Raw genomic sequence first — 22,812 nt, 5'->3', positions numbered from 1 at the left:
ATGCCCAGCACGGCGCGCTATGGGCATGGCATGAGCACCGTCACCTCCGACCGCATCTGGACTGCCGCACTGATCGTCATCGGTGATGAGATCCTGTCCGGGCGCACGCAGGACAAAAATGTGGCGCAGATCGCCAGCTGGCTGAACGTGCAGGGTATCCGGTTACGGGAAGTTCGGGTCGTTGCCGACGACGCGGCTGCGATCGGCGAGGCGGTCAATATCCTTAGGGCGCGCAGCGATTATCTGTTTACCACGGGCGGGATCGGGCCGACGCATGACGACATCACCGTTGATGCGATCGCGGCCGCGCTGGGCGTTGACGTGATTGTCCATCCCGAAGCGGAGGCCGTGCTGGAGCGCTATTACCGCGAACGGGGCGGACTGACCGAAGCGCGTCTGCGCATGGCGCGGGTGCCGCGCGGCAGCAGCCTCATCCCCAACCGCATGTCCGGCGCGCCGGGCATCCGGTTCGAGAATATCTTCATCATGGCAGGGGTACCGCACATCACCGCCGGGATGCTCGATGCACTGACCGGGACATTGGAAGGCGGGGCGCCGCTGCTGTCCGGGCAGGTCGGTAGCTGGGTGGCGGAAAGCGAGATTGCCGATTTCCTCGCCAGCACTGAACGCGCGCACGCCGGATCGCAGATCGGCAGCTATCCCTTTTTCCGGGAAGGCCGTGTGGGCGCGAATTTCGTCGTCCGCGCTACGCAGCAGAATGTGCTCGACAGTTGTATGGACGCGCTGGTCGCCGGGCTGGAAGAGCGGGGCTGGCCGGTCACGCGCGGGGGCATCTGACCGACGGGCACATGATTTAAGGGGGACGGAAACAATATGGGCGACGCAGACGCACGCTATATCCTGCTGTTTACGGCATGCGATCGGGTGGGCATCGTTTCGGCGGTCAGCAGCTTTCTGGCCGATCATGACGGGTTCATTCTCGACAGCCAGCAATATGCCGATCTGGAATCCGGCAATTTCTTCATGCGGGTGGAGTTCAAGGGGGTAGGGGAGCGGTTTCCCGCCAGCCGCGACGCCTTGAGCGTGGCGTTCGCCCCCGTGGCAGAACGGTTCGCCATGGAGTGGTTGCTGGTCGATGCAGCCGAGCGGCTCAAGATCATGATCGCCGTGTCCAAGGGCAGCCATTGCCTGAACGACCTCCTCCATCGCTGGTCCACCGGGGGCTTGGCGGTGGAGATCGCGGGCGTCGTGTCCAACCACGAGAATTGTCGTGCGCTGACCGAATGGCACGGCGTGCCCTTTCACTACCTCCCTGTCAGCGGCGAGACCCGCGCGGCGCAGGAGCAGGATATCCTAGCCCTCATGAAGCAGACGGGTGCCGAGCAGCTGGTGCTGGCCCGCTATATGCAGGTGCTGAGCGGAGAGATGGTCGATGCGCTCGACGGCCGCTGCATCAACATCCACCACAGCTTCCTGCCCAGCTTCAAGGGCGCCGGTCCCTATCATCGTGCCCATGCGCGCGGGGTGAAGCTGATCGGTGCGACCGCGCACTTCGTCACCGGCGACCTCGACGAAGGGCCGATCATCGAGCAGGCGGTCGAGCGGATCGACCATCGCGCCAGCGCCGAGGACATGATCCGTATCGGCCGCGATATCGAGGCGCAGGTCCTGTCGCGCGCGGTGCGCTGGGTGGCCGAACGCCGGGTGCTGCGCAACGGTTTGCGGACCGTCGTATTTAGCTGAAAGCTCCCATTTCGGATCACGTCTCGGCCGTCGGATTAACGGAATGTTAGGACGACCATGGCACCCCTGTTGCCAAATCCGGCGACCATAGGGGAATATTGTGCGCGTACTGGCATTGGCATCGCAAAAAGGCGGGTCCGGCAAGACCACCCTGTCCGGCCATCTCGCCGTGCAGGCCGAGCGCGCGGGTGCCGGTCCGGTCGTCCTGATTGATATCGATCCGCAGGGATCGCTCGCCGACTGGTGGAACGAGCGCGAGGATGGCGCACCCGCCTTCGCCGAAACCACGGTTTCCCGCCTCGCCCATGATCTTGAAACCTTGCGGCAACAGGGGTTCAAGCTTGCCGTGATAGATACGCCGCCCGCCATCACCATGGCGATCCAGAGCGTTATTTCCGTGGCCGAACTGATCGTCGTCCCCACGCGCCCAAGCCCGCATGATCTGCGCGCGGTCGGCGCGACAGTCGATCTGTGCGAGCGCGCGGGCAAGCCGCTGATCTTCGTGGTCAACGCCGGAACGCCCAAGGCCAAGATCACGTCCGAAGCGGCGATCGCCCTGTCGCAGCATGGCACGGTCGCGCCGGTGGTCGTCCATCATCGAACGGATTTCGCCGCATCGATGATCGACGGGCGCACCGTGATGGAAGTGAACCCCGCTAGCCGGTCCGCGCAGGAAATCGAGACATTGTGGGAGTATATTTCCGACCGTCTCGAAAAGAATTTCCGTCGCACGGTCTTTGCCGTGCCCAATGGCCGCCCCGCCGTTCCCGGTGCCACGCCTCGTGCCCCCGGCGGCTTTGGCCGCCGTGTGGCGGGCCAGTGAGGGCTATAGCGATGACCGAACCCAAGCCGCTCGCCTCGCTCAGCGCCAACCTGCTCGCCCGAAAGGGTGCGGCTCGTCCGGCCATGCGCCGCGCCTACATCCCGACCGGCAACGGTCCGGCGTTACCCTCCTCTCTGCAATATGACGGCCATGACGATCTCGGCTGGAATGACATGGGCGCCGATGACGGACAGCCGGATGTTCCGCCGCTGACGATGGTCGGCCTGACGAGCGCGCATCCCGCGCCTTCGACAGCGACGCCTGCCGCGACGACCGATATTCCGGCGGTGGTGGAGCAGCGCCAGGAACTGGAAGCCAAGCTCACGACGCCTGCCGTAAAGACGATCACACCGGCCGCGCTGGCGCATGCCCGCAAGGCGAAAGCGGCGTTTACGCTGCGGCTCGATCCGGCGCGGCATTTGCGGTTGCGGCTTGCCTGCGCGGTCAACAACCGCAGCGCGCAACAGATTGTAACACAGGCGCTCGACGCCTTTCTCGACAGCCAGCCGGACCTGGAAAAGCTGGCCAGACAAGTGCCCGACGGCGGCACATCCAACGCAGATTGAACGGGGACAGAGACATGAAACGCAAGGCCTTTTCCAATATCGCGGCGTCTTCGATGATCGTCGCCGTGACCATGGTCGGTTGCAGCGGTGCGGCCGTGAACACGCGTGCGGGTGCTAGCGCGGCCGCTTTACAGCGGGACGCGGCGGACAGCGCGGCAAAGGTGGAAAAGGCGCTGGCCGAACGGGATGGCGCGAAGGCTGTACTGCTGGCCGAGGCGGCTGTCGCCGGAGCGCGCGACAATGCGGCCTATCGGACTTTGCTCGGGCGCGCCTATCTCGCCAGCGGTCGTTTCGCCTCCGCGCAGACGGCGTTCCAGGATGCGCTGGCGCTGGGCAGCAAGGATACCCGCACGATCGTCAGCCTTGCGCTGGTGCAGACCGCGCAGGGGCAAGCCAGCGCCGCGCGCGATCTGCTCACCAGCCACATGGATGTGCTCCCCGCCGCCGACTATGGCTTGGCGATGGCCTTGGCGGGCGACTCGAACGAGGCGATCCGCGTGTTGGGTCAGGCCATTCATGATCCCGCCGCGGGCGCCAAGGAACGGCAGAACCTCGCCTATTCTTACGCTCTGGCAGGACGCTGGAATGAAGCGCGCTTGATGGCCTCGCAGGATCTTGCTCCGCTCGATGCGGCGCAGCGGGTCGCGAACTGGGCGCAGTTGGCCCAGCCGGGTGCGGAAAGCGCGCGCGTGCTGGCGATGATCGGCGTGCAGCCGGTGGCGGTGGACGGCGGTATTCCCGCGCAGCTGGCGCTCGTGGCTCCGGTCTCGGCGCAGCCCGTGGAGGTTGCGGCGGCGGAACCCGCTCCGGCACCTGTGGCGGAAGCGGCACCTGCGCCAGCGCCTCTCCCGGCCATTGCTATGGTCCAGCCCATTCCCGATGCGGCTCCGATGATCCGCGCGCCGCAAGCGCCTATGCGTCAGCCCGTAGCGCAGCGGTCGGCAGAGACACTTTCGCGTGCGTTCGCCCGCCCCGCAGCCTATTTTGGCCCGGTCAACGCTTCGCAGGGGTCGACCTGGGTCGTGCAGCTGGGTGCGTTCGACACCCCGGCGGTGGCGCAGGACAGCTGGCAGCGGATGGCGCGCCATAGCCGGACTGTGGCGCAGTTCCCAGTCGTAACCAGCTCCATCACGGTCCGTGGCCGGGTGTTCCATCGCCTCGCGGTGGCGGGGTTCGCCAACCGTCAGGGCGCGAAACAGCTGTGCTCGACGGTACGGGCGCAGGGCTATAGCTGCTTCGTGCGCATGGGTGGCGCGGAGGCGGTTCCCGCGAAATGGGCCTACGCAAAGGGTGCCAAGCCGCAACAGATCGCGATGCGTTAAAGGAAAACGCCGCCCTTCATGACACGGCGCACGCGGCCCTGCACGGGCATGCGATCAAATGGGGTATTTCCGGCGGCCGCAGCCATGCGGGCCGAATCCACGCGCCACGGCGTGTCGGGATCGATGAAGATGACGTCGGCGGCGTGCCCCGTTGCGAAGCTGCCCGCCTTTACCCCCAGAATCTCCGCCGGATTGGCGGCGAGCAGGCGCATCAGCGCGTTCATGCCGATATGCCCGTCGCGTACCAGATTGAGCGAGAGGGCAAGCAGCGTTTCCGCGCCGGCCATCCCCGGCGCGGCGTCCGCGAAGGGGAGGCGCTTGTCCTCCGGTCCGCGTGGATCATGGCTGGATGTGATGACATCGACCGTCCCATCGGCCACCGCGCGCAGGGCGGCCTGCCGGTCATCCTCGCTCCGCAGGGGCGGGGAAAGGCGGGCGAAGGTGCGGAAGTCGGTCATCGCCAGATCGGACAGAAAGAGATAGGCGGGCGAAATGCCGCAGGTGACGGCCAGCCCTTCGGCTTTGGCCGCGCGCACCTGCGCAAAGCCTGCAGCTGTGGTGACCAGCCGGAAGTGTATCTTCGCGCCCGTTTCGCGCGCCAGCATGATATCGCGCGCAATCGCCATCGCCTCGGCACAGGCGGGCGCGTTGGAAAGGCCAAGCCGGGTTGCGGTCTCGCCGCTGGTTGCCACAGCCTTTCCGGCAAGGCCACCATCCTCGGCATGGGATATGACGGTGAGGCCCAGCGCGGAGGCGTAAGAGAGCACGCGCCACATCACCCCCGAATCGGCGATCCATTGGCGGCCGGTCCCGACGGCCTTGGCGCCTGCGGCCTGCATCATGCCGATTTCCGCCAGTTCGCGCCCTTCGAGGTCGCGGGTCGCAGCAGCGATGGGGTGAACCCAGAAATCGGGCTTGCCCGCGCGCGTTGCCTCACGGATCAGGCCGACGTCATCAAGCGGGGATGACTGATCGGGCATCAGGCCTGCGCGCGTGATGCCGCCAAAGTGGAAGGCGGGCTTGTCCGTGCGGAACACGCCGAGGTCGACGAGGCCCGGCGCAACCACCAGCCCTCCCGCGTCGATGGTTTCCGCGTCGGACGGCACGTTGATCGACCCGGTCGCGACGATGCTGTCGCCCTCAATCAGCACTGTGCCGGGCGTCACGGCGCTCAGCGCCGGATCGGCGAGCAGACCGTTTGTGATCGCCAACCGGCCGGTCATGCCCAGCCCTCGATATTACGGGCAGAACGCGTCAATACGTCGAGGCAGGCCATGCGCACGGCAACGCCCATTTCGACCTGTTCGGTAATGGCGGAGCGATCCGGATCGTCGGCAACACCGCTGGTGATTTCCACCCCCCGGTTCATCGGGCCGGGGTGCATGACGAGCGCGTCGGGCTTCGCCTTGGCCAGCCGTTCGGGCGTGAGGCCGTAGAGCATATGATATTCGCGGGGCGAGGGGATGAACGCGCCATCCATCCGCTCGTTCTGCAGGCGGAGCATCATGACCACGTCCGCGCCGTCGAGCGCAGCATCGAAGTCCGTCGTCGCGACCGCGCCCATGCAGTCGACTGCGGCCGGGGTGAGGGTGGCGGGCGCGGCAACGCGGACCTGCGCGCCCAAAGCGGCAAGGCACAGCATGTTCGAGCGCGCCACGCGGCTGTGCAAAACATCGCCACAGATGGTGACGATCAGGCCTTCGAACCCGCCCTTGCGCCGGCGGATGGTGAGTGCGTCGAGCAGCGCCTGCGTAGGGTGCTCGTGCCATCCGTCCCCGGCGTTGAGCACCGGGCAATCGACCTTGTCGGCGATGAGCTGCACCGCGCCCGAGCTGCCATGGCGAATGACGATGACGTCGGCGCGCATGGCGTTCAACGTCACGGCCGTGTCGATCAGGGTCTCGCCCTTCTTCACGCTCGACGTCGCCGCGTGCATGTTCACCACGTCCGCTCCGAGACGCTTGCCTGCGATCTCGAACGACAGGAGCGTGCGGGTGCTGTTTTCGAAAAAGGCGTTGATCTGCGTCAGGCCCGCGAGGCGGCCGTCATGCTTCTGCGCTGACGAACGGTTGACCGCCACCCAATGCTCCGCCTCGTCAAGCAGGAAGCGGATTTCCCAGGGCTTTAGCTGTGAAATCGCGAGCAAATGGCGGTGCGGAAACAGGGTACGCCCGGCAAGATCTGCGGTGGGCGTGAGGCCATAAGGCGCTGCGGATTCCTGCGGCATGAAGTCGGGCTTTAGGGGAGGGGCGGCGACGTGGCAAGAGCAGGAAGGAAGGGCGGGGCAACGGCTCGATCGGAACGGGTGTCGTTTTGTGCCTTACAATTCCCGGCTGCGGTCCTAAATTAGGTAGCGGAGAAAAACCTATGCCCCTAATTTCTGTTCTCGATCTCGTCCGTGTCCGTCAAGGCGGTGATATTTCCGCCGCTCTCCAGGCATCTGCCGATCTGGCACACCATGTCGAAGACTTGGGCTATCACCGCTTTTGGGTGGCCGAGCACCACAATCTGCGTGGCGTCGCTTCGGCGGCCACCGCTGTCGTCGTCGGGCATCTTGCTGCCGCGACGAAGACGATCCGAGTGGGGGCGGGTGGCATCATGCTGCCCAATCATGCGCCGATGATCATTGCCGAACAGTTCGGTACGCTGGAGGCGCTTTTCCCCGGCCGGATCGACCTCGGCCTTGGTCGTGCGCCCGGTACCGATCAGATGACGCTGCGCGCGCTGCGCCGCGACCCCATGGCGTCGGAGCATTTCCCGCAGGATGTGCAGGAGCTTCAGGCGTTTCTTGGCCCCGTAGCCGAGGGGCAGCGGATTGTTGCTGTGCCTGGTGCTGGAACGAACGTGCCCTTGTGGATCCTCGGATCGAGTCTGTTCGGCGCGCAACTGGCGGCACAATTTGGCCTGCCTTACGCGTTTGCATCGCATTTCGCGCCGTCCGCCTTGTTGCAGGCGCTCCAAATTTATCGCGCGCGATTCCAGCCGTCGGCCCAGCTTGCCACGTCGCATGCGGCCATTGGGGTCAATATCATCGCGGCGGAAACGGATGCCGAGGCCCAGCGGCTGTTCACGACCCAGCAGATGTCGTTCGCGGACGTGTTCCGCGGGGATCGCGGGCTGAGCAAGCCGCCGATCGACAACATCGACGACTATTGGTCGCCCATGGAAAAAGCACAGGTGCACAGCTTTCTCGAACGCACGATCGTCGGGTCGTTCGATACCGTAAAGCGCGGCATGGCGGCGTTGCTGGCAGAGACGGGCGCAGACGAGCTGATCATCGTCTCCGATGTGTTCGATCACGATTTGCGCAAGCGGTCCTACACGATGATCGCCGAGGCGGCTCACGCGTTGGAAGCGGACGAATCGGTGCTAGTCCAGGCCTAACCCCGCAGTCCGTCGATCGCGCCCTGAAGAATATAACTCGCGGCGAGCTTGTCGACCAGTTCGCTGCGGCGGGCGCGGCTGGTGTCGGCGTCGATCATCATGCGGGTGACGGCCTGTGTCGACCAGCGCTCGTCCCACAGCAGCACCGGGAAACCCAATTCGCCGATGTTGCGCGCGAAGGAGCGAGACGCCTGTGACCGGGGACTCTCGCTGCCGTCGAGATTGAGCGGCAGGCCGATGACGATACCAAGCACCTGCTGCTGGCCGATAAAATCGGCAATCAAGCCCTTGTCTTTGGTAAACTTTCCGCGCGCGATCGTATGGGCGGGGCTCGCGATGGTCCAGCCTGCGTCACACAGCGCAAGGCCGATGGTCTTGGTGCCGACGTCCATGCCGATCAGTCGCCCGCCCAGCGGCAGGGCGTCCCGGAACAGCGCGCGGTCGGTCGTAATCAGCGTCTGAGAAATGCGGCGAGCCTTCGTTCTGCATCCAGGCGGACATTCGCCCAGAACAGCGCGTAGTCATAGACGTGATAGTTGTTGCCCGGCAACGTATATGGACCCATCTGCGGAGGTTCGCCGATGAGGAGGAAGCCCGCCTGCTTGCCCGTGCCGCATCGGGCGGGCACCGCCTTGGCGACAAGCTGGCTCTCGTCCTCGCTCGATCCGGGGGCGAGAGTGCCGAGATTGGCTGTCTTGTCCGCCGCGCTGTCGGGTGTTCCGGTGAGCGGATTGACGCACAGCATCGGGGTGCCGCGCCGGGTTGCTCCGGTCATGCCGGGATAGCGGGCATAGCCGTCCAGGATGGCGGACGGTTCGGCGGGTTCGGCAAAACTTTGCCAGCTCAGGATGCACCCGGATTGGTCCGGTCCCGTGCAGGCGGGTAGGCCTAGCGCCGGGAGATCGGCAGTGAGCGATACCGGCCAGCCGACGATATAGGCCGCGACGATCCGGCGCGCGACGGGCTTTCCCGCCACCTGTTCTTTCAGGATGCGCATGAGGTGCATCGAACCCTGGCTGTGCCCGGCCAAGATGATCGGGCCGTCCGGGTTGGCGGCGAGAAAGGCGGCGAACGCGGCGGCGACATCGCGATAGGCGGCGTTGATTGCCTTGTCCGCATTGCCCCCGCTGCGCAGGAAGGCGCCGAAATGGGCCTGCTGATAGCGTGGCGCCCAGATGGCGCCTGCAGCGGAGAAGGCGCTTGCCTGGCTCGCAATGAACCGGCTGGCCATCGCCTGACTGTCGCGGTCGTCGATCGGCGCGTTCCATTTGGCGGTGTTGAAAGGAGCGAGGTAGCTGGTCGGATGAACGAAGAAGATCGCCGCGTTGCCCGTGTTGGCGGGCGGAGACACCTTTGGGGGGAGCCAGAGGGCAGGGTTTTCCGCGCCTTTGTCCGGCCGCGCAATCCACAGATCCGCCCGCGCATAATCCTGCGCCGTCAGCGCGGGGGGAGCCCGGTACGCGGTGTTGGGCACCATTACGGCAGCCAGCATATGCTGACCCCACATGCGATACGCAAAGGCCGACCCGAGCGTCAGCACGATGAGCCCCGCGACGATATAAAGGAACCTGCGCGCTGGCATCGATACTCCATTTGTGCACTGCAACATGAAACAGCGCCGGGCGCAAGTGCAAGGAGCGCATTCGTCCGGTGCCCTTGCCTATTCCACAATCGCAGTCTGATGCTTCCCTTTGCCCGTAACAGACGCTATCGGCCAATGCATGTCTATTGATCGTGATACCGTCAAGAAGGTCGCCGGTCTTGCCCGCATCGCCGTAACGGATGATGAGGCGCAGGCGCTGGTGCCCGAACTCAACAACATCCTGGGTTGGGTGGAGCAACTGGGCGAGGTGGACGTCAGCGGCGTGGAGCCGATGACCGCCGTCATCCCCAATCATTTGCGCCTGCGCGACGACGTCGTGACCGACGGCAATGTGCGTGACAGGGTGTTGGCCAACGCGCCGCAGGCGGAACATGGCTTTTTCGCCGTGCCCAAGGTGATCGAATGACGTTTCCACCTTGTTCTCCGTTCGTCCTGAGCTCGTCGAAGGACCGTTTTTTCTCAGAAGGGCAGGGCTTCGACAGGCTCAGCCCGAACGGGTTTGTTCATGACTGACTTAACCAATCTCACTGTTGCCGAAATCCGCGACGGGTTCCGCGATGGCGAATTCTCTGCGCGCGAAGTAACCGAAGCGTTCAGCGCGAACATCGCTGCGGCGAAGACATTGAACGCGTTCATTGTCGAGACGCCGGACGCCGCGCTGGCAGCCGCCGACGCCGCCGACGCCGCGCGCGCCAGCGGCGCGTTGAAACCCCTCTCCGGCGTACCGATCGGCATGAAGGATCTGTTCTGCACGCAAGGGACGCAGACGACCGCAGCAAGCCACATCCTCGAAGGCTTTGTGCCGCAGTACGAGTCGACCGTGTCCGCGAAACTGTGGTCGGCAGGCGCAGGGATGCTCGGCAAGCTCAACATGGACCAGTTCGCCATGGGATCGTCCAACGAAACCAGCGCGTTCGGCAATGTGGTGTCGCCATGGAAGGCGGCGGACGGCAAGGCGCTGACACCGGGCGGTTCCTCGGGCGGATCGTCGTCTGCCATCGCGGCGCGGCTGTGCCCGGCGGCGACCGGCACCGATACCGGCGGATCGATCCGCCAGCCCGCAAGCTTCACGGGTATCAGCGGTATCAAGCCGACTTACGGACGCTGCTCGCGCTGGGGCATCGTGGCGTTCGCATCCTCCCTCGATCAGGCGGGCGCGATGGCGCGCACCGTGCGTGACAACGCCATCCTGCTGGAGAATATGGCGGGGTTTGATCCGAAGGATTCGACCTCGCTCGATCTGCCCGTTCCGCAGTGGGAGGCGGGCCTGTCGTCCGACCTGCGGGGCAAGAAGGTCGGCATCCCCAAAGAATATCGCCCTGATGGCCTCAATCCGGAAATCGCGGCGCTGTGGGACAAGGGTGTGGCCTGGCTTAAAGACGCCGGGGCGGAAATCGTCGACGTGTCGCTGCCGCACACCCAATATGCGCTGCCGACCTATTATATCATTGCCCCCGCCGAGGCGTCGTCCAACCTCGCGCGCTATGACGGCGTGCGGTACGGCCAGCGTGTGCTGCCCGACGGGGCAGGGCTGCAGGACATGTACGCGGCAACGCGCGCGGCAGGGTTCGGCGACGAGGTGAAACGGCGCATCATGATAGGCACCTATGTGCTGTCGGCCGGGTTCTACGACGCCTATTACACGCAGGCCTGCAAGGTCCGCACGCTGATTGCGCGCGATTTCGAGCAGGCGTTCACCCAGTGCGACCTGCTATTGACACCAACTGCGCCGTCCGCTGCCTTCGCGCTGGGGGAGAAGCAGGCCGATCCGCTCGCCATGTATTTGAACGACGTGTTCACCGTGCCTGCCTCGCTGGCGGGCCTTCCGGCCATGTCGTTGCCGGGTGGGCTGGATAGCGCAGGTCTGCCGCTCGGCCTCCAGATCATCGGGCGACCGCTGGACGAACAGGGCGTGCTAAACGCTTCGCTGGCGCTCGAGGAACGCGCCGGGTTTACCGCGCGGGCGGAAAAATGGTGGTAAGGGGGCGCTGATCCCCGACGATCGACAGGAGAGGTCTGCGGACTTGGAGTTTCGACAAGCATGACCCAGCCACAAGTTTCTATCGTCATGGGCAGCTACAACGGCGCCCGCTATATCGAGCGTCAGTTGAACAGTTTGGTGAACCAGACCGTGCCCCCGCATGAAATCCTGGTGGCCGATGACGGGTCGACCGATGAAACCATGGAGATCGTGGCTGCCATCGCGGCGAAAAGCGCAGTGCCGATCCGGTTGTGGCGCAACCCGGAAAATCTGGGTTATGGCGAGAATTTCCTGCAAACGGCCCTGAAGGCGACCGGCGACCTCATCGCCTATTGCGATCAGGACGATATCTGGCGGCCGACAAAGCTGGAAAAATGCATTCCGGAATTTGCCGACCCGAATGTCGTCATGGTCGTGCATCAGGCTGGGCTGATCGACGGGGAGGACAACAATATTGGCGGGTTCGACCAGGGGATTAGCGAAAGCCGGACGGTGCCGCCGCTCAGTTACGATCAGCTCAAGTGCTTTTACGGCTTTTCGATCATGATCCGCCGGGATCTGCTAGCGGTTATTCCACCCAACCTTAGGGGAACTGATCCCATGTCCGGCGCAGCAACAATGGCGCATGATCGCTGGACCACATTTCTCGCCAACCTTGCCGGCTCGACCCGAGAGATCGCAGAGGAGCTGGTAGACTACCGGCAACATAACGATAATCTGTGCGGCGCGCCAGTAGGGCGTTTCTATCTGGGAAATGCGAGCACGATCAGGACGTGGTCGGACATTTATGTGCGTGCCGCGCGGGAGCAGCGGGCGTTGCTTGACCGGATCGAACCGGAGGTCATGGTCCAGTTTCCGCAGCTCGACATTGCCGCCGCTAAGGCATTACGGGACGCCGTCGTCAAAAAAGGCGAGGGACGGGATCGGGTCTATCAAGCGCGTGGGCGGATCGGCGCACTGGCGCGGATTGTCGGCAATCTCTTCAACGGCACCTATGTACAGGTCGGCAGCGGACGCTTCATGGCGCAACGGCTGGCGAAGGACGTGCTTTTCATCGGAATGCGGCGCGACTAAAGAGCGCCAAAGCCGCCCGCCTTATCGGGCGCATTGTTCAGGGAATTGGAATGACGACGACATCTTCCTACCGCATACAGGGTGCCACCGGTGAGTGGGAGGTCGTGATCGGCCTGGAGGTGCACGCGCAGATCACCACGCAGTCGAAGCTGTTTTCCGGCGCGGCAACGGCGTTCGGGGCGGAACCCAATACGCAGGTCAGCCTCGTCGATGCGGCGATGCCGGGCATGCTCCCCGTGCCGAACCGCGAATGCATTGCGCAGGCAGTACGGACCGGCATGGCCCTGAACGCGCAGATCAACCGGTATTCGCGGTTTGACCGCAAGAATTATTTCTACGCCGATCTGCCGCAGGGCTACCAGATCAGCCAGCTTTATCACCCGATCGTCGGCGAAGGCGAGATTGAGGTGACGCTGGACGAAAAGAACCCGGAAAGCGCGAGGAAGACGATCGGCATCGAGCGGCTGCATGTCGAGCAGGACGCAGGTAAGCTGATGCATGATCAGCACCCCACGCGCAGCTATGTCGATCTTAACCGCTCCGGCGTAGCGCTGATGGAGATTGTCAGCCGCCCGGACATGCGTTCGCCGGCCGAGGCCGGGGCGTATCTGCGCAAGTTGCGTACGATCCTGCGTTACGTGGGCAGCTGCGATGGCAATATGGAGGAAGGCTCCATGCGCGCCGACGTCAATGTGTCAGTGCGTCGACCGGGCGAGGAACTGGGCACGCGCACGGAAACGAAGAACGTCAACTCCGTGCGCTTCGTCATGGCGGCAATCGAGCAGGAAGCCAGCCGACAGGTGGATGTGCTCGAAAGCGGCGGGCGCATCATTCAGGAAACGCGGCTGTTCGACCCGGACAAGATGGAAACACGGTCCATGCGGTCGAAGGAAGACGCGCACGACTATCGCTATTTCCCGGATCCGGACCTGTTGCCGCTGGAGCTGGAGGACGCGTTCCTGGAAGAATGCCGGGCGAGCCTTCCCGAACTGCCCGATGCAAAGCGCCATCGCTATGAAAACGCGCTCGGCCTGTCCGCCTACAACGCGGCGGTGCTGACGGCGGAAGCGGAAACGGCGCGCTGGTTCGAGGCGCTTGTCGCGGAGAGCGCCAAGGCTGCAGGCAAGAGCGAGGCGGACGTCGCGAAGGCGGCGGCGAACTGGCTGTTGTCGGAACTGTTCGGCGCATTGAACCGGCTGGGCAAGACGCTCGATACCAGTCCGGTCAATCCGGCGCAGGGTGCTGAATTGCTTGGTTTAATCGCCGATGGCACCATTTCGGGTACAATCGCCAAGCAGGTGTTCGAAATTATGCTGGACACCGGCGATCCGGCTGGCAAGATAGTCGAAGAGCGGGGGCTCAAACAGACTTCGGATACCGGCGCGATCGATGCGGCAGTGGCGAAAATTCTCGCCGACAATGCCGACAAGGTCGAGCAGTACAAAGCGGGCAAGGAAGCCCTGTTCGGATTCTTCGTCGGTCAGACGATGAAGGCGATGCAGGGCAAAGCGAATCCGCAGGTGGTGAACGAGGTGCTGCGGAAGGCGCTGGGGTGATGAGGTTGTTGTCTGAGGCGAGAATATGATGAGACGGCTATGCTGGGTGGCGGCACTGACGTTCGGGTTGGGGACAAGCCCTGCGTACGCAAAGCTTCATATGTACGCCCACAAGGCCGGAGTGTCCAAAGAGGTATGGGATACTGAAGAAAAGCTCTGTATCCAGGCTGGGAAGGACGCGGGCAAGAATCCCGGCGTGTCCAATCCTTATAATCCCGTCACCCAGTCGACCGCCGCCGGGGCCGCTGGGGCGAGCTTCGCTGCGGGCTTTATGAACGGTATTTTGCGCCGGAAGGCCATGTATGCGACTTATTATGGTTGCCTCAAGGCCCATGGCTATGTGCAGCGCAACCTCCCGGAAGAACAGTATCAACAATACAAGAAATTGAAGGGTGCTGAACGTGACACCCGATTATATGAGCTGACGAGCGCGGACAACACGACCGATCCGGTGGTGCCCGAAGACGAGTATGATTAATAGTCAGCGGCTTGGCGCAGCGCGATTTTGCTGAAAGCCCTCTCATATTCGTTGTTCATGCCTAGGGTGCCAATCGCTATTCCGGTGCTCGGTGGTCGATACCGCCGTTTCACGCCAATGTGCCGTATTCTCGGTGTAGACCGAATTCTAGTTGGCATGTTTGGCATCTGCCTAGCTATTTTTCCTTGGGCTGCCTTCGCTCATCTCGATGTTCCCACTCCGGTCAGCGTCATCGCGCTGCCCGCCGGTACACCGACCCGCTCGATCCAGTTGAGCCGGGTGGTCAGTGATCTTCGCCGGGGCGATCCGTTTGGAAAACTGAAAATGGGCCTAATGTGCGTCGGCGCCCATAGTCTCAAGTGGAATACACGTCGTGGCGATGTCAGCGTTGAAGATTTTGACCATGTATTTCGGGATGAACTGAAGTCGCTCGGATACGATGTGGTGAGCGCAAGCCGGGACTTGTTCGACAGCGGCGACGAGGTTCAGGCCGATTTCCTCGTCGGTGGTACGATCAAATCCTTGGTAGTCGATGCTTGCTGGCCGCATTCGGGCTTCGGCGACCGCATGTCGACCAAAGGCTCCGCATTGATGGAAGTCGAGTGGCAGATCTACGACCCTATCCAGCGCAAGGTCATGGACCGGTTCACGACACGTACTGGAAGCGTCGTGCGGAAACCCCAGTCCGATGGCGTTGAGGGACTGGTGTACGCCGCGTTCGCAGAAAATGTTCGGGCGCTGGTATCGAAAGGCCCGTTGCGTTCTTATGCTGTAGGTGCCGCGCGCGATCTGCTCGCTGCACGTTTGCCGAACCCCAATGTCTCTCCCTTGTCGTTACATCTGCCTGAAAAAGGCGTTGGGACAGTGGCAGGGGCAGCGGCCGCGACGGTGCTGGTCGAGTCGGCGACGGGGCACGGTAGCGGTTTCCTGATTTCCAGCGACGGATATTTCTTCACCAACCATCACGTGGTGGGCGGCGCAAAATTCGTCAAGCTGCGCTGGTCCGATGGACAGGAACAGGTGGCGCAGGTGATGCGCGTCGACAAGGGGCGTGACGTGGCCTTGCTGAAAAGCCCGGCGCGCGGGCGGGCACCGCTGCACCGGTCACCAGGAACGGTCGGTGTCGGGACGGAAGTGTTCGCGGTGGGCGCGCCCCTTTTCACGGATTTGCAGGGCACCGTGACAAAAGGAATTATATCGGCCAACCGCGATCGGGATGGTTATGCCTTCATCCAGAGCGACGTTTCGGTAGCGCCCGGCAACAGTGGCGGCCCGCTGGTCACTGGCCGTGGGGAGTTGCTTGGTATGGCGGTCACGTCGGTGCGCATAAGCGATGCGCAACAGGGCATGAACTTTTTTATCCCGGCTGCGGATATTTTTCGATTCCTTGCCATCGTAGCTGGGAAATGATCCTTTATCGGTGCGGGACCCTCACCCCTTGCCCTCTCTCCCTATCTGCTCTATGCCGCGCCGTCCGGCGACCGATGCGGGCGTGGCGAAATTGGTAGACGCACCAGATTTAGGTTCTGGCATCGCAAGATGTGGGGGTTCGAGTCCCTTCGCCCGCACCAGTCTGCCACTTCCGTACGGGCGCCCTGAAGGAAGTTTTCCATCGGGGTGAAGCCATCGAAATTCAGCTCAGAAGGCGTTGAGAGAAGAGATGCAGACTGTTGAGACGTTGAACGAAGGCCTGAAGCGCGCCTACACCCTGACCATCACCGCCAAGGATATCGAGGCGCGGGTCGACACGGAAGTGCAGAAGATCGCGCCGCAGGTTCGCATGCCCGGCTTCCGCCCCGGAAAGGTGCCCGCCAATCTGGTGCGCAAGATGCACGGAGAATCGATCCAGCGCGACGCGCTTAACAGTTCGATTCAGGAAGGCGTACAGAAGATCATCGCCGACAATCAGCTGCGCCCCGCGATGCAGCCCAGTGTGGAACTGGGCGACGATTTCGAGTTCGGCAAAGATGCCGAGATCAAGGTTGCGCTGGAAGTGCTGCCTCAGGTGCCAACCCCCTCCATCGAAGGCCTGAAACTGGAACGGCTGACCGTCGAAGTCTCCGAAGACGCGGTTGACGAAGCCGCTGGCCGGATCGCCAGCCAGCAGAATGCTTTTGCCGAATATCCTGCCGATCATGCGGCGGTCGATGGCGATGTTGTCGTGATCGGTTTCGTCGGGAAGGTCGACGGTGTCGCGTTCGATGGCGGTACGGGCGAGGGCATGAAGGTCGCGCTCGGTTCGGGCAGCCTGATCCCCGGCTTCGAAGAACAGATGGTCGGCGTCAAGACAGGCGACGAGAAGGTTATCAACGTGACCTTCCCCGAGGACTACAACGCCGAGAACCTGAAGGGCAAGGCCGCGACGTTCGACATCAAGGTGACGGCGGTGCTCGATCCGTCCAAGCCGAAGCTGGACGAGGATTTCGCGAAGAGCCTGGGTCTGGAAGGGCTGGAGCCGCTGCGTGGCCTGCTGAAGGGGCAGATCGAGCAGGAGCATAATGGCCTGACGCGCACCTATATGAAGCGCAAGCTGCTAGATCAGCTCGCCGAAGCGCATGACTTCGAAGTGCCGCCGAGCATGGTGGAAGCCGAGTTCGAGCAGATCTGGGCGCAGCTTGAGCACGAAGCTGGCCATGAGGAAGATCCAGAAGCCGCACGCGCCGAGATCGAAAAGGACAAGGACGATTATCGCAATATCGCGGTTCGCCGGGTCCGTCTGGGCCTGTTGCTGTCAGAAATCGGCCAAGCGAACGGCGTCGAGGTCAGCCAGCAGGAGATGAACCGTCTCATTATGCAGGCGGCGCAGCAATATGGCCCGCAGGATCGCGAGCGGTTCGTTGAATATGTTCGCAACGAGCCGATGGCCGCTGCCCAGCTGCGCGCCCCACTTTACGAGGACAAGGTTGTCGACCTGCTGTTCGAAAAGGCTAAAGTCTCCGACCGCGTCGTGACGCGCGCGGAACTGGAAGCGGCGATCGAGGCCGATGGCGACCGCGAGCCGGGCCATGTGCATGGACCCGATTGCGGTCACGACCACAGCCACGACGCGAAGCCCAAAGCGAAGAAGGCCGCTGCCAAGAAGGCAGAGAAGGCCGACGATGCGGCTCCTGCCGAAGCGGCGACGGAAGAGGCCAAGCCCGCCAAAAAGGCGGCCCCCAAGAAGGCGGCTGCTGCTGCCGAGGGCGAAGCGGCCGAGAAGCCTGCCAAGAAAGCTCCGGCCAAGAAAGCGGCCAAGGCCGACTGACCGGATAACGGGACCAGGAGGGCAGCCGCATGACCAGTGCCGATACGGGTGTTCTGCCGGTCGGCCTGCGCATTGCGGTGCTGCTCCCCTGCTATAACGAAGCCGGGGCCATCGCGCAGACGGTGGCGGAGTTTCGCGCGGCGCTGCCCGGCGCCACTGTCTATGTCTATGATAACAACAGCATTGACGGTTCGCGGGAGATCGCCACAGCCGCTGGTGCCGTCGTGCGGAGCGTGCGCCAGCAGGGCAAGGGTCATGTGGTGCGCCGCATGTTCGCCGATATCGATGCGGACGTCTATGTCATGGCCGATGGCGACGCGACGTATGAGGCCGCCGCCGCGCCGGACATGGTGGGTGCCATGCTTGCCGAAAATTTCGACATGGTGGTCGGCGCGCGCAAATCCGAAGTAGAGGCCGCCTATCGCCGCGGACATCGCCTGGGTAATGCGATGCTGACGGGCCTGCTCAAGCGCCTGTTTGGGCGCAGTTTTACCGATATTCTCTCGGGCTACCGGATTTTTTCCCGCCGTTTCGTCAAGAGCTTTCCGGTTCTGTCGGAAGGGTTCGAGATCGAGACGGAGATCAGTGTACACGCGCTGGAACTCGCGATGCCGGTGACAGAAGTGGTGACGGCCTACGCCGCGCGGCCTGAAGGTTCGGTCAGCAAGCTGTCCACCTATCGCGACGGATGGCGCATTCTGCGGACCATCTTCACGCTGTACCGTATCGAGCGGCCGGTGTGGTTTTTTGGGTTTATTGGCGGGCTATTCGCGGTGGCAGCGCTGCTGCTGGCGTTTCCGTTGTTCCTGACTTACCTTGAAACCGGGCTCGTCCCGCGTTTCCCTACGGCTATCATGGTCACCGGCCTGATGATCGTGGCGGTACTAAACGGGATGTGCGGGCTGATTCTCGATACTGTGGTGCGCGGTCGGCGCGAAGTGCGTCGGCTCGCCTATCTGGGCCATCGTGCACCCGGAGATTTCGCTGCCGACCGGCGGGGTTGAGCATCGGGCGGTGGGGGAGCCCGCCGGGTCGTCGGATAAAACGTTGTTAATCACCCGGCGCTAGCATCTCCCCTTGAACCTGCCTCGATTTGCCCCGATGTAGGACATGGCAAAGCAAAACACCTGAAAGATCCTTCATGCACAACAGCACCTTCGATCCCATGGCCGCCCTGGTCCCCGTCGTTATCGAGCAGTCGAATCGCGGCGAACGCAGCTTCGACATCTATTCCCGCCTGCTGCGTGAGCGGATTATCTTCGTCACCGGCCAGGTGGAAGACCATATGGCTTCGGTCATTGTCGCCCAGCTGCTGTTCCTCGAATCGGAAAATCCGAAGAAGGACATCTATATGTACATCAACTCGCCGGGCGGTGTGGTGACGGCGGGCATGGCGATCTACGACACGATGCAATATATTCGCCCCAAGGTCGGTACCGTGTGTATCGGTCAGGCGGCCAGCATGGGCAGCTTCCTGCTCGCTGCTGGTGAACCGGGCATGCGAATCGCGCTCGCCAATGCGCGGATCATGGTCCATCAGCCCTCGGGCGGTGCGCAAGGCATGGCGTCGGATATCGAGATTCAGGCCAAGGAAATCCTGCGTATTCGTGCGCGGATGAACCGCCTCTATGCGCAGTTCACCGGTCAGCCGATCGAAAAGATCGAGGCGGCGATGGATCGCGATACCTTTCTCGAGGCGGATGAGGCCAAGACGTTCGGTATCGTCGACGAAGTGTACGACAAGCGTCCGTCGCCTACCGAAGCGGCAGAGAGCTAAGCATATATTCACAAAGGGGAGTGCATTCTCCCCCTTGTGGAACGCAAGTGCCGCGGTCTAGGATGGCCGCACGGCAAAAAAGTCCGGCCCGCCTGCGGGGATAGTCCGCAGCCGCGCCGGGCAAGGAAAGGCCAGGAATGACTAAGCTGACCGGCTCTGACTCGAAAAGCACATTGTACTGCTCCTTCTGCGGCAAGTCGCAGCATGAGGTGCGCAAGCTGATTGCAGGGCCGACCGTTTTCATCTGCGATGAATGCGTCGAGTTGTGCAACGACATCATTCGCGAGGAGACCAAGAGCGGTCTAGTCGGCAAAAAGGATGGCGGGGTGCCAACGCCGCAGGAAATTTGCGACGTGTTGGACGACTACGTCATCGGGCAGGCGCGGGCTAAGCGCGTACTCTCGGTCGCGGTCCACAACCATTATAAGCGTCTGAATCATGGGACGAAGACGGGCGACGTCGAACTGGCGAAGTCCAATATTCTCTTGGTCGGTCCGACCGGGTGCGGCAAGACTTTGCTGGCGCAGACGCTGGCGAAGACGTTCGATGTGCCCTTCACCATGGCCGACGCGACGACCCTCACCGAGGCGGGCTATGTTGGTGAGGATGTCGAGAACATCATCCTCAAGCTGTTGCAGGCGTCGGATTATAACGTCGAAAAGGCGCAGCGCGGCATCGTCTATATCGACGAAATCGACAAGATCAGCCGGAAGGCCGAGAATCCCTCGATCACGCGCGATGTGTCAGGTGAAGGTGTGCAGCAGGCGTTGCTGAAGCTGATGGAAGGCACGACCGCGAGCGTGCCGCCGCAGGGTGGTCGCAAGCATCCGCAGCAGGAGTTTTTGCAGGTCGACACGACCAACATCCTGTTCATTTGTGGCGGAGCGTTTGCGGGTCTGGAAAAGATCATCGGCGATCGCCTCGAGTCGAAGTCGATCGGTTTTGGCGCGCATGTTGCGGCACCCGACGAACGGCGCACGGGTGAGCTGCTGCGGCAGAGCGAGCCGGAAGATCTGCTGAAGTTTGGGTTGATCCCCGAATTTGTGGGTCGTTTGCCGGTGATCGCGACGCTCGAAGACCTCGATATCGATGCGCTGGTCAAGATCCTGATCGAGCCGAAGAACGCTTTGGTGAAGCAGTATCGCAAGCTGTTCGAGATGGAAGAGGTCGAACTCAGCTTCACGGACGATGCGCTCACCGCCATCGCCAAGCGTGCGATCGAACGCAAGACGGGCGCACGCGGACTTCGCTCGATCATCGAAGCGATCCTGCTCGACACCATGTTCGATCTGCCGTCCATGGAGGGCGTGACCGAAGTGGTGGTCGATAAAGACGTGGTCGATGGCCGCAAGGAGCCGGTCCGGGTGTTTACTGAGACCGGCAAGCGCAAGGCGGGCGACGCGGCTTAATTCACTGATACTTCAGAGCAACCCGTCCGGTGTCCGATGGCACCGGGCGGGTTTGCTATGTGGGCGCGATGCGGAAGGGGTTAGGCTTCGTTAAGCCGTGCCGTCCGCAACTTGGGTGTTTTGCTGAGGTTGGCTGCTTCGCGGATTTCTTCGCGCAATTCTTCCCGGCGTTGGTGGATCGATGCGGTCACCGGCCCCATGGCCACGCCCAAGTCAACAAGCGCCGTTTCCGCCAGTTGCAACGAGCTTTCGAGCGTTTCGGGCACGGCGTCGCTCGCCCCTGCGCGGTAAAGTTCGCTCGCGTGCTGGGGGTCTCGCGCGCGCACGATAATCGGCAGGTCGGGCACCCAGCTGCGCGTGCGTCTGGTCACGTTGACCGATAGCACCGGGTCATCCATCGTCACGATCAGCGCGCGCGCATGGCCCAGGCGCAGCCGGTCGAGCATTTCTGCCCGCGCAACGTCACCAAAAATGACCGGGTAACCATCCCGCCTTGCCTGAGCGACGACATCGGCATCGGATTCGACGGCAATATAGGGCTGGTTATGGGTTTTGAGCATGTCGCACACCATTCGCCCCACGCGTCCGAATCCCACGACGACGGAAATTGCCTCTGCACCCACTTCCGGCACGGCCGGCTCTTCGGACGACCGACGTTCAATCCGCAGAGACGCTTCGTGGCCCAATTTCGCCAGAAGCGGTGTGATTGTCAGGCCGATCGCCGTCGCGATCTGCCAGAAGGTCGCCGTCTGCGCATCGATGAGGCCTCCCGCTGCGGCGGCCGAAAGCACGATAAGGGTGGTTTCCGACGGGCTGGCCATCAGCAGGCCAACTTCGGCCGCGACCGCGCGCCGGACCCCGGAAATATTGAGGAGAACGGCGGTAACAATCGTCTTGGCGACGACGACGGCAAATACTGCCCCGACAAGGGCGGGCCATTGCCGAAGAACCAGCGTGACGTCTATGCTCATTCCGACGGTGAGCAGAAAAACGCCGAGTGCCAACCCCTTGAACGGCGCCGTCATGACCTCGACTTCGCCATGATAATCGGTCTCGGCAATCAATATGCCGGCCAGGAGCGCACCGACAATGGGCGAGAGACCCACCACTCCGGTCAGCAGGCTCGACACGATCACGACCAGCAGGCTCGCGGCGAGAAAAACTTCCGGGCTTTTGGTGCGGGCCGCCTGCGCGAAGATGCGCGGAAGGAACAGTCGTCCGGCGACCAACATCGCGATAACGGTCAGGCCGCCTTTCCACAAGGTATCCAGAAGTGTGCTCCAATCGCCCCCATTGGCCGACGGAGCGAGCGCCCCGAGGAGGAAGACAATCGGCACCAGCGCCAGATCCTCGAACAGCAGCATGGAAAAGGCCGTGCGTCCGACCGCTCCTTCCGTCCCAACCATCGGTAGCACCAGCGCAGTCGAGGAGAGGGCGAGGGCCAGGCCAAGGCCGATGGATCCGCCGGTCGTTTCGCCAAGAGCGGCAAGCCCGAGGGCGATGATAATCGCGCCACCCGCCAGTTCCGCCGCGCCGACGCCGAACACAAGGCGCCGCATCGACCATAATCGCTTGAAGCTCAATTCCAAGCCGATGGAAAAGAGCAACAGGATAATGCCCAGTTCGGCAAAGGGCGCGATGGCCGCCGGGTCGGAAATGGAAAGGTAGAACAGCCAAGGATATTCGCGGATCATCGCGCCGAGGCCGGATGGCCCTACCGCAAGCCCGACCAGGATGAAACCAATGACGGGGCTGATCCGGAAACGTGCGAAGGCCGGAATGACGAGGCCGGCCGCCCCCAAGATGACAAGCGTGTCGCTCAGTCCGCTATGTTGGAGGTCCATTGGCATAACCGCATTAAAGCAGGCATTATGCGCGCTGTCATGAGCGG

Annotated in this window: 21 protein-coding genes and 1 tRNA gene; 17 read left to right on the top strand and 5 right to left on the bottom strand. The window is 62.8% G+C overall.

Annotated features, from left to right (window positions below):
* The first annotated feature begins 30 nt into the window (after positions 1–30).
* From FHS92_RS06130 to FHS92_RS06110, 5 genes are all read left to right on the top strand, one after another.
* Positions 31–798: a competence/damage-inducible protein A gene (locus FHS92_RS06130; protein ID WP_184078423.1), complete on the top strand. Its 768-nt coding sequence runs from the start codon at positions 31–33 to the stop codon at positions 796–798.
* A gap of 36 nt (positions 799–834) precedes the next feature.
* Entirely contained in the window at positions 835–1,704 is an 870-nt protein-coding gene (purU, locus tag FHS92_RS06125; protein ID WP_184078421.1) for a formyltetrahydrofolate deformylase, read from the top strand.
* 100 nt (positions 1,705–1,804) lie between these two features.
* Positions 1,805–2,527: an AAA family ATPase gene (locus tag FHS92_RS06120; protein WP_184078419.1), complete on the top strand. Its 723-nt coding sequence runs from the start codon at positions 1,805–1,807 to the stop codon at positions 2,525–2,527.
* Between the two features lie 11 nt (positions 2,528–2,538).
* Positions 2,539–3,093 carry a hypothetical protein gene (locus FHS92_RS06115; RefSeq protein ID WP_184078417.1) on the top strand — a complete coding sequence of 185 codons (555 nt, stop codon included), beginning with the start codon at positions 2,539–2,541 and terminating at the stop codon, positions 3,091–3,093.
* A 14-nt stretch (positions 3,094–3,107) separates the two neighbouring features.
* Positions 3,108–4,415, top strand: coding sequence for an SPOR domain-containing protein (locus tag FHS92_RS06110; protein WP_184078415.1), 1,308 nt, complete (start codon positions 3,108–3,110; stop codon positions 4,413–4,415).
* On the opposite strand, the gene FHS92_RS06105 is transcribed toward FHS92_RS06110, so the two are convergent.
* Together FHS92_RS06105 and FHS92_RS06100 are read right to left on the bottom strand one after the other, a co-directional pair.
* Complete coding sequence (locus FHS92_RS06105; protein ID WP_184078413.1) at positions 4,412–5,638, bottom strand: dihydroorotase; 1,227 nt, start codon at positions 5,636–5,638, stop codon at positions 4,412–4,414. The two genes, FHS92_RS06110 and FHS92_RS06105, sit on opposite strands and share 4 nt — an antisense overlap.
* Positions 5,635–6,642 (bottom strand): aspartate carbamoyltransferase catalytic subunit, encoded by a 1,008-nt coding sequence (locus FHS92_RS06100; RefSeq protein ID WP_184078411.1) that lies wholly within the window; start codon positions 6,640–6,642, stop codon positions 5,635–5,637. Before FHS92_RS06100 ends, FHS92_RS06105 begins: the two co-directional genes overlap by 4 nt.
* 140 nt (positions 6,643–6,782) lie before the next feature.
* Between FHS92_RS06100 and FHS92_RS06095 the strand changes: the two genes are divergently transcribed.
* Positions 6,783–7,799, top strand: a complete 1,017-nt coding sequence (locus FHS92_RS06095) for an LLM class flavin-dependent oxidoreductase (RefSeq protein ID WP_184078409.1) — start codon at positions 6,783–6,785, stop codon at positions 7,797–7,799.
* Here FHS92_RS06095 and ruvX read toward each other — a convergent pair.
* Both ruvX and FHS92_RS06085 read right to left on the bottom strand, forming a co-directional pair.
* Positions 7,796–8,254, bottom strand: coding sequence for a Holliday junction resolvase RuvX (gene ruvX, locus FHS92_RS06090; protein ID WP_184078880.1), 459 nt, complete (start codon positions 8,252–8,254; stop codon positions 7,796–7,798). The genes FHS92_RS06095 and ruvX overlap by 4 nt on opposite strands.
* A complete protein-coding gene (locus tag FHS92_RS06085) occupies positions 8,251–9,381 on the bottom strand; it encodes a DUF3089 domain-containing protein (protein WP_184078407.1) in 1,131 nt (376 codons plus the stop codon). Before FHS92_RS06085 ends, ruvX begins: the two co-directional genes overlap by 4 nt.
* Before the next feature lie 139 nt (positions 9,382–9,520).
* Between FHS92_RS06085 and gatC the strand changes: the two genes are divergently transcribed.
* The 11 genes from gatC to clpX all read left to right on the top strand — a co-directional run bounded on the left by gatC (position 9,521) and on the right by clpX (position 20,921).
* Positions 9,521–9,808 carry an Asp-tRNA(Asn)/Glu-tRNA(Gln) amidotransferase subunit GatC gene (gene gatC, locus FHS92_RS06080; RefSeq protein ID WP_184078405.1) on the top strand — a complete coding sequence of 96 codons (288 nt, stop codon included), beginning with the start codon at positions 9,521–9,523 and terminating at the stop codon, positions 9,806–9,808.
* Between the two features lie 99 nt (positions 9,809–9,907).
* Positions 9,908–11,383 carry an Asp-tRNA(Asn)/Glu-tRNA(Gln) amidotransferase subunit GatA gene (gatA, locus tag FHS92_RS06075; RefSeq protein ID WP_184078404.1) on the top strand — a complete coding sequence of 492 codons (1,476 nt, stop codon included), beginning with the start codon at positions 9,908–9,910 and terminating at the stop codon, positions 11,381–11,383.
* A gap of 60 nt (positions 11,384–11,443) precedes the next feature.
* A complete protein-coding gene (locus FHS92_RS06070) occupies positions 11,444–12,457 on the top strand; it encodes a glycosyltransferase (RefSeq protein ID WP_184078402.1) in 1,014 nt (337 codons plus the stop codon).
* A gap of 50 nt (positions 12,458–12,507) precedes the next feature.
* Entirely contained in the window at positions 12,508–14,013 is a 1,506-nt protein-coding gene (gene gatB, locus FHS92_RS06065; protein WP_184078401.1) for an Asp-tRNA(Asn)/Glu-tRNA(Gln) amidotransferase subunit GatB, read from the top strand.
* 46 nt (positions 14,014–14,059) lie between these two features.
* The gene (locus FHS92_RS06060) at positions 14,060–14,491 is read left to right on the top strand and encodes a hypothetical protein (RefSeq protein ID WP_221230895.1); all 432 of its coding nucleotides are present in this window, start codon (positions 14,060–14,062) and stop codon (positions 14,489–14,491) included.
* Between the two features lie 27 nt (positions 14,492–14,518).
* Positions 14,519–15,901 carry a S1C family serine protease gene (locus tag FHS92_RS06055; RefSeq protein WP_184078397.1) on the top strand — a complete coding sequence of 461 codons (1,383 nt, stop codon included), beginning with the start codon at positions 14,519–14,521 and terminating at the stop codon, positions 15,899–15,901.
* Between the two features lie 76 nt (positions 15,902–15,977).
* Positions 15,978–16,062: transfer RNA gene (locus FHS92_RS06050), tRNA-Leu, on the top strand.
* Positions 16,063–16,151: 89 nt separating this feature from the next.
* A complete protein-coding gene (gene tig, locus FHS92_RS06045; protein WP_184078395.1) occupies positions 16,152–17,735 on the top strand; it encodes a trigger factor in 1,584 nt (527 codons plus the stop codon).
* A gap of 29 nt (positions 17,736–17,764) precedes the next feature.
* Positions 17,765–18,739 carry a glycosyltransferase family 2 protein gene (locus FHS92_RS06040; protein WP_184078393.1) on the top strand — a complete coding sequence of 325 codons (975 nt, stop codon included), beginning with the start codon at positions 17,765–17,767 and terminating at the stop codon, positions 18,737–18,739.
* A 137-nt stretch (positions 18,740–18,876) separates the two neighbouring features.
* Positions 18,877–19,512, top strand: coding sequence for an ATP-dependent Clp endopeptidase proteolytic subunit ClpP (gene clpP / locus FHS92_RS06035; protein WP_184078391.1), 636 nt, complete (start codon positions 18,877–18,879; stop codon positions 19,510–19,512).
* 137 nt (positions 19,513–19,649) lie between these two features.
* Positions 19,650–20,921 (top strand): ATP-dependent Clp protease ATP-binding subunit ClpX, encoded by a 1,272-nt coding sequence (clpX, locus tag FHS92_RS06030; RefSeq protein ID WP_184078389.1) that lies wholly within the window; start codon positions 19,650–19,652, stop codon positions 20,919–20,921.
* Between the two features lie 80 nt (positions 20,922–21,001).
* Here the strand turns inward: clpX and FHS92_RS06025 are convergent, their stop codons facing one another.
* The gene (locus FHS92_RS06025) at positions 21,002–22,771 is read right to left on the bottom strand and encodes a cation:proton antiporter domain-containing protein (RefSeq protein ID WP_184078387.1); all 1,770 of its coding nucleotides are present in this window, start codon (positions 22,769–22,771) and stop codon (positions 21,002–21,004) included.
* Positions 22,772–22,812: the final 41 nt, after the last annotated feature.

Origin of the sequence: Sphingobium subterraneum (assembly GCF_014199435.1) — a bacterium.
Taxonomy (GTDB): Bacteria; Pseudomonadota; Alphaproteobacteria; order Sphingomonadales; family Sphingomonadaceae; genus Sphingobium; species Sphingobium subterraneum.
This window is presented reverse-complemented; position numbering and strand designations above follow the sequence as displayed.

What these genes read in the sequence shown, in the direction of transcription:
- tig (WP_184078395.1), top strand. Translation starts at nt 16,152, where the DNA reads ATGCAGACTGTTGAGACGTTGAACGAAGGCCTGAAGCGCGCCTACACC.
- clpP (WP_184078391.1), top strand. Translation starts at nt 18,877, where the DNA reads ATGCACAACAGCACCTTCGATCCCATGGCCGCCCTGGTCCCCGTCGTT.
- FHS92_RS06095 (WP_184078409.1), top strand. Translation starts at nt 6,783, where the DNA reads ATGCCCCTAATTTCTGTTCTCGATCTCGTCCGTGTCCGTCAAGGCGGT.
- FHS92_RS06025 (WP_184078387.1), bottom strand. Translation starts at nt 22,771, where the DNA reads ATGCCAATGGACCTCCAACATAGCGGACTGAGCGACACGCTTGTCATC.
- FHS92_RS06100 (WP_184078411.1), bottom strand. Translation starts at nt 6,642, where the DNA reads ATGCCGCAGGAATCCGCAGCGCCTTATGGCCTCACGCCCACCGCAGAT.
- gatA (WP_184078404.1), top strand. Translation starts at nt 9,908, where the DNA reads ATGACTGACTTAACCAATCTCACTGTTGCCGAAATCCGCGACGGGTTC.
- FHS92_RS06085 (WP_184078407.1), bottom strand. Translation starts at nt 9,381, where the DNA reads ATGCCAGCGCGCAGGTTCCTTTATATCGTCGCGGGGCTCATCGTGCTG.
- FHS92_RS06105 (WP_184078413.1), bottom strand. Translation starts at nt 5,638, where the DNA reads ATGACCGGCCGGTTGGCGATCACAAACGGTCTGCTCGCCGATCCGGCG.
- purU (WP_184078421.1), top strand. Translation starts at nt 835, where the DNA reads ATGGGCGACGCAGACGCACGCTATATCCTGCTGTTTACGGCATGCGAT.
- FHS92_RS06040 (WP_184078393.1), top strand. Translation starts at nt 17,765, where the DNA reads ATGACCAGTGCCGATACGGGTGTTCTGCCGGTCGGCCTGCGCATTGCG.
- FHS92_RS06130 (WP_184078423.1), top strand. Translation starts at nt 31, where the DNA reads ATGAGCACCGTCACCTCCGACCGCATCTGGACTGCCGCACTGATCGTC.
- FHS92_RS06110 (WP_184078415.1), top strand. Translation starts at nt 3,108, where the DNA reads ATGAAACGCAAGGCCTTTTCCAATATCGCGGCGTCTTCGATGATCGTC.
- gatC (WP_184078405.1), top strand. Translation starts at nt 9,521, where the DNA reads ATGTCTATTGATCGTGATACCGTCAAGAAGGTCGCCGGTCTTGCCCGC.
- clpX (WP_184078389.1), top strand. Translation starts at nt 19,650, where the DNA reads ATGACTAAGCTGACCGGCTCTGACTCGAAAAGCACATTGTACTGCTCC.
- FHS92_RS06070 (WP_184078402.1), top strand. Translation starts at nt 11,444, where the DNA reads ATGACCCAGCCACAAGTTTCTATCGTCATGGGCAGCTACAACGGCGCC.
- gatB (WP_184078401.1), top strand. Translation starts at nt 12,508, where the DNA reads ATGACGACGACATCTTCCTACCGCATACAGGGTGCCACCGGTGAGTGG.
- FHS92_RS06115 (WP_184078417.1), top strand. Translation starts at nt 2,539, where the DNA reads ATGACCGAACCCAAGCCGCTCGCCTCGCTCAGCGCCAACCTGCTCGCC.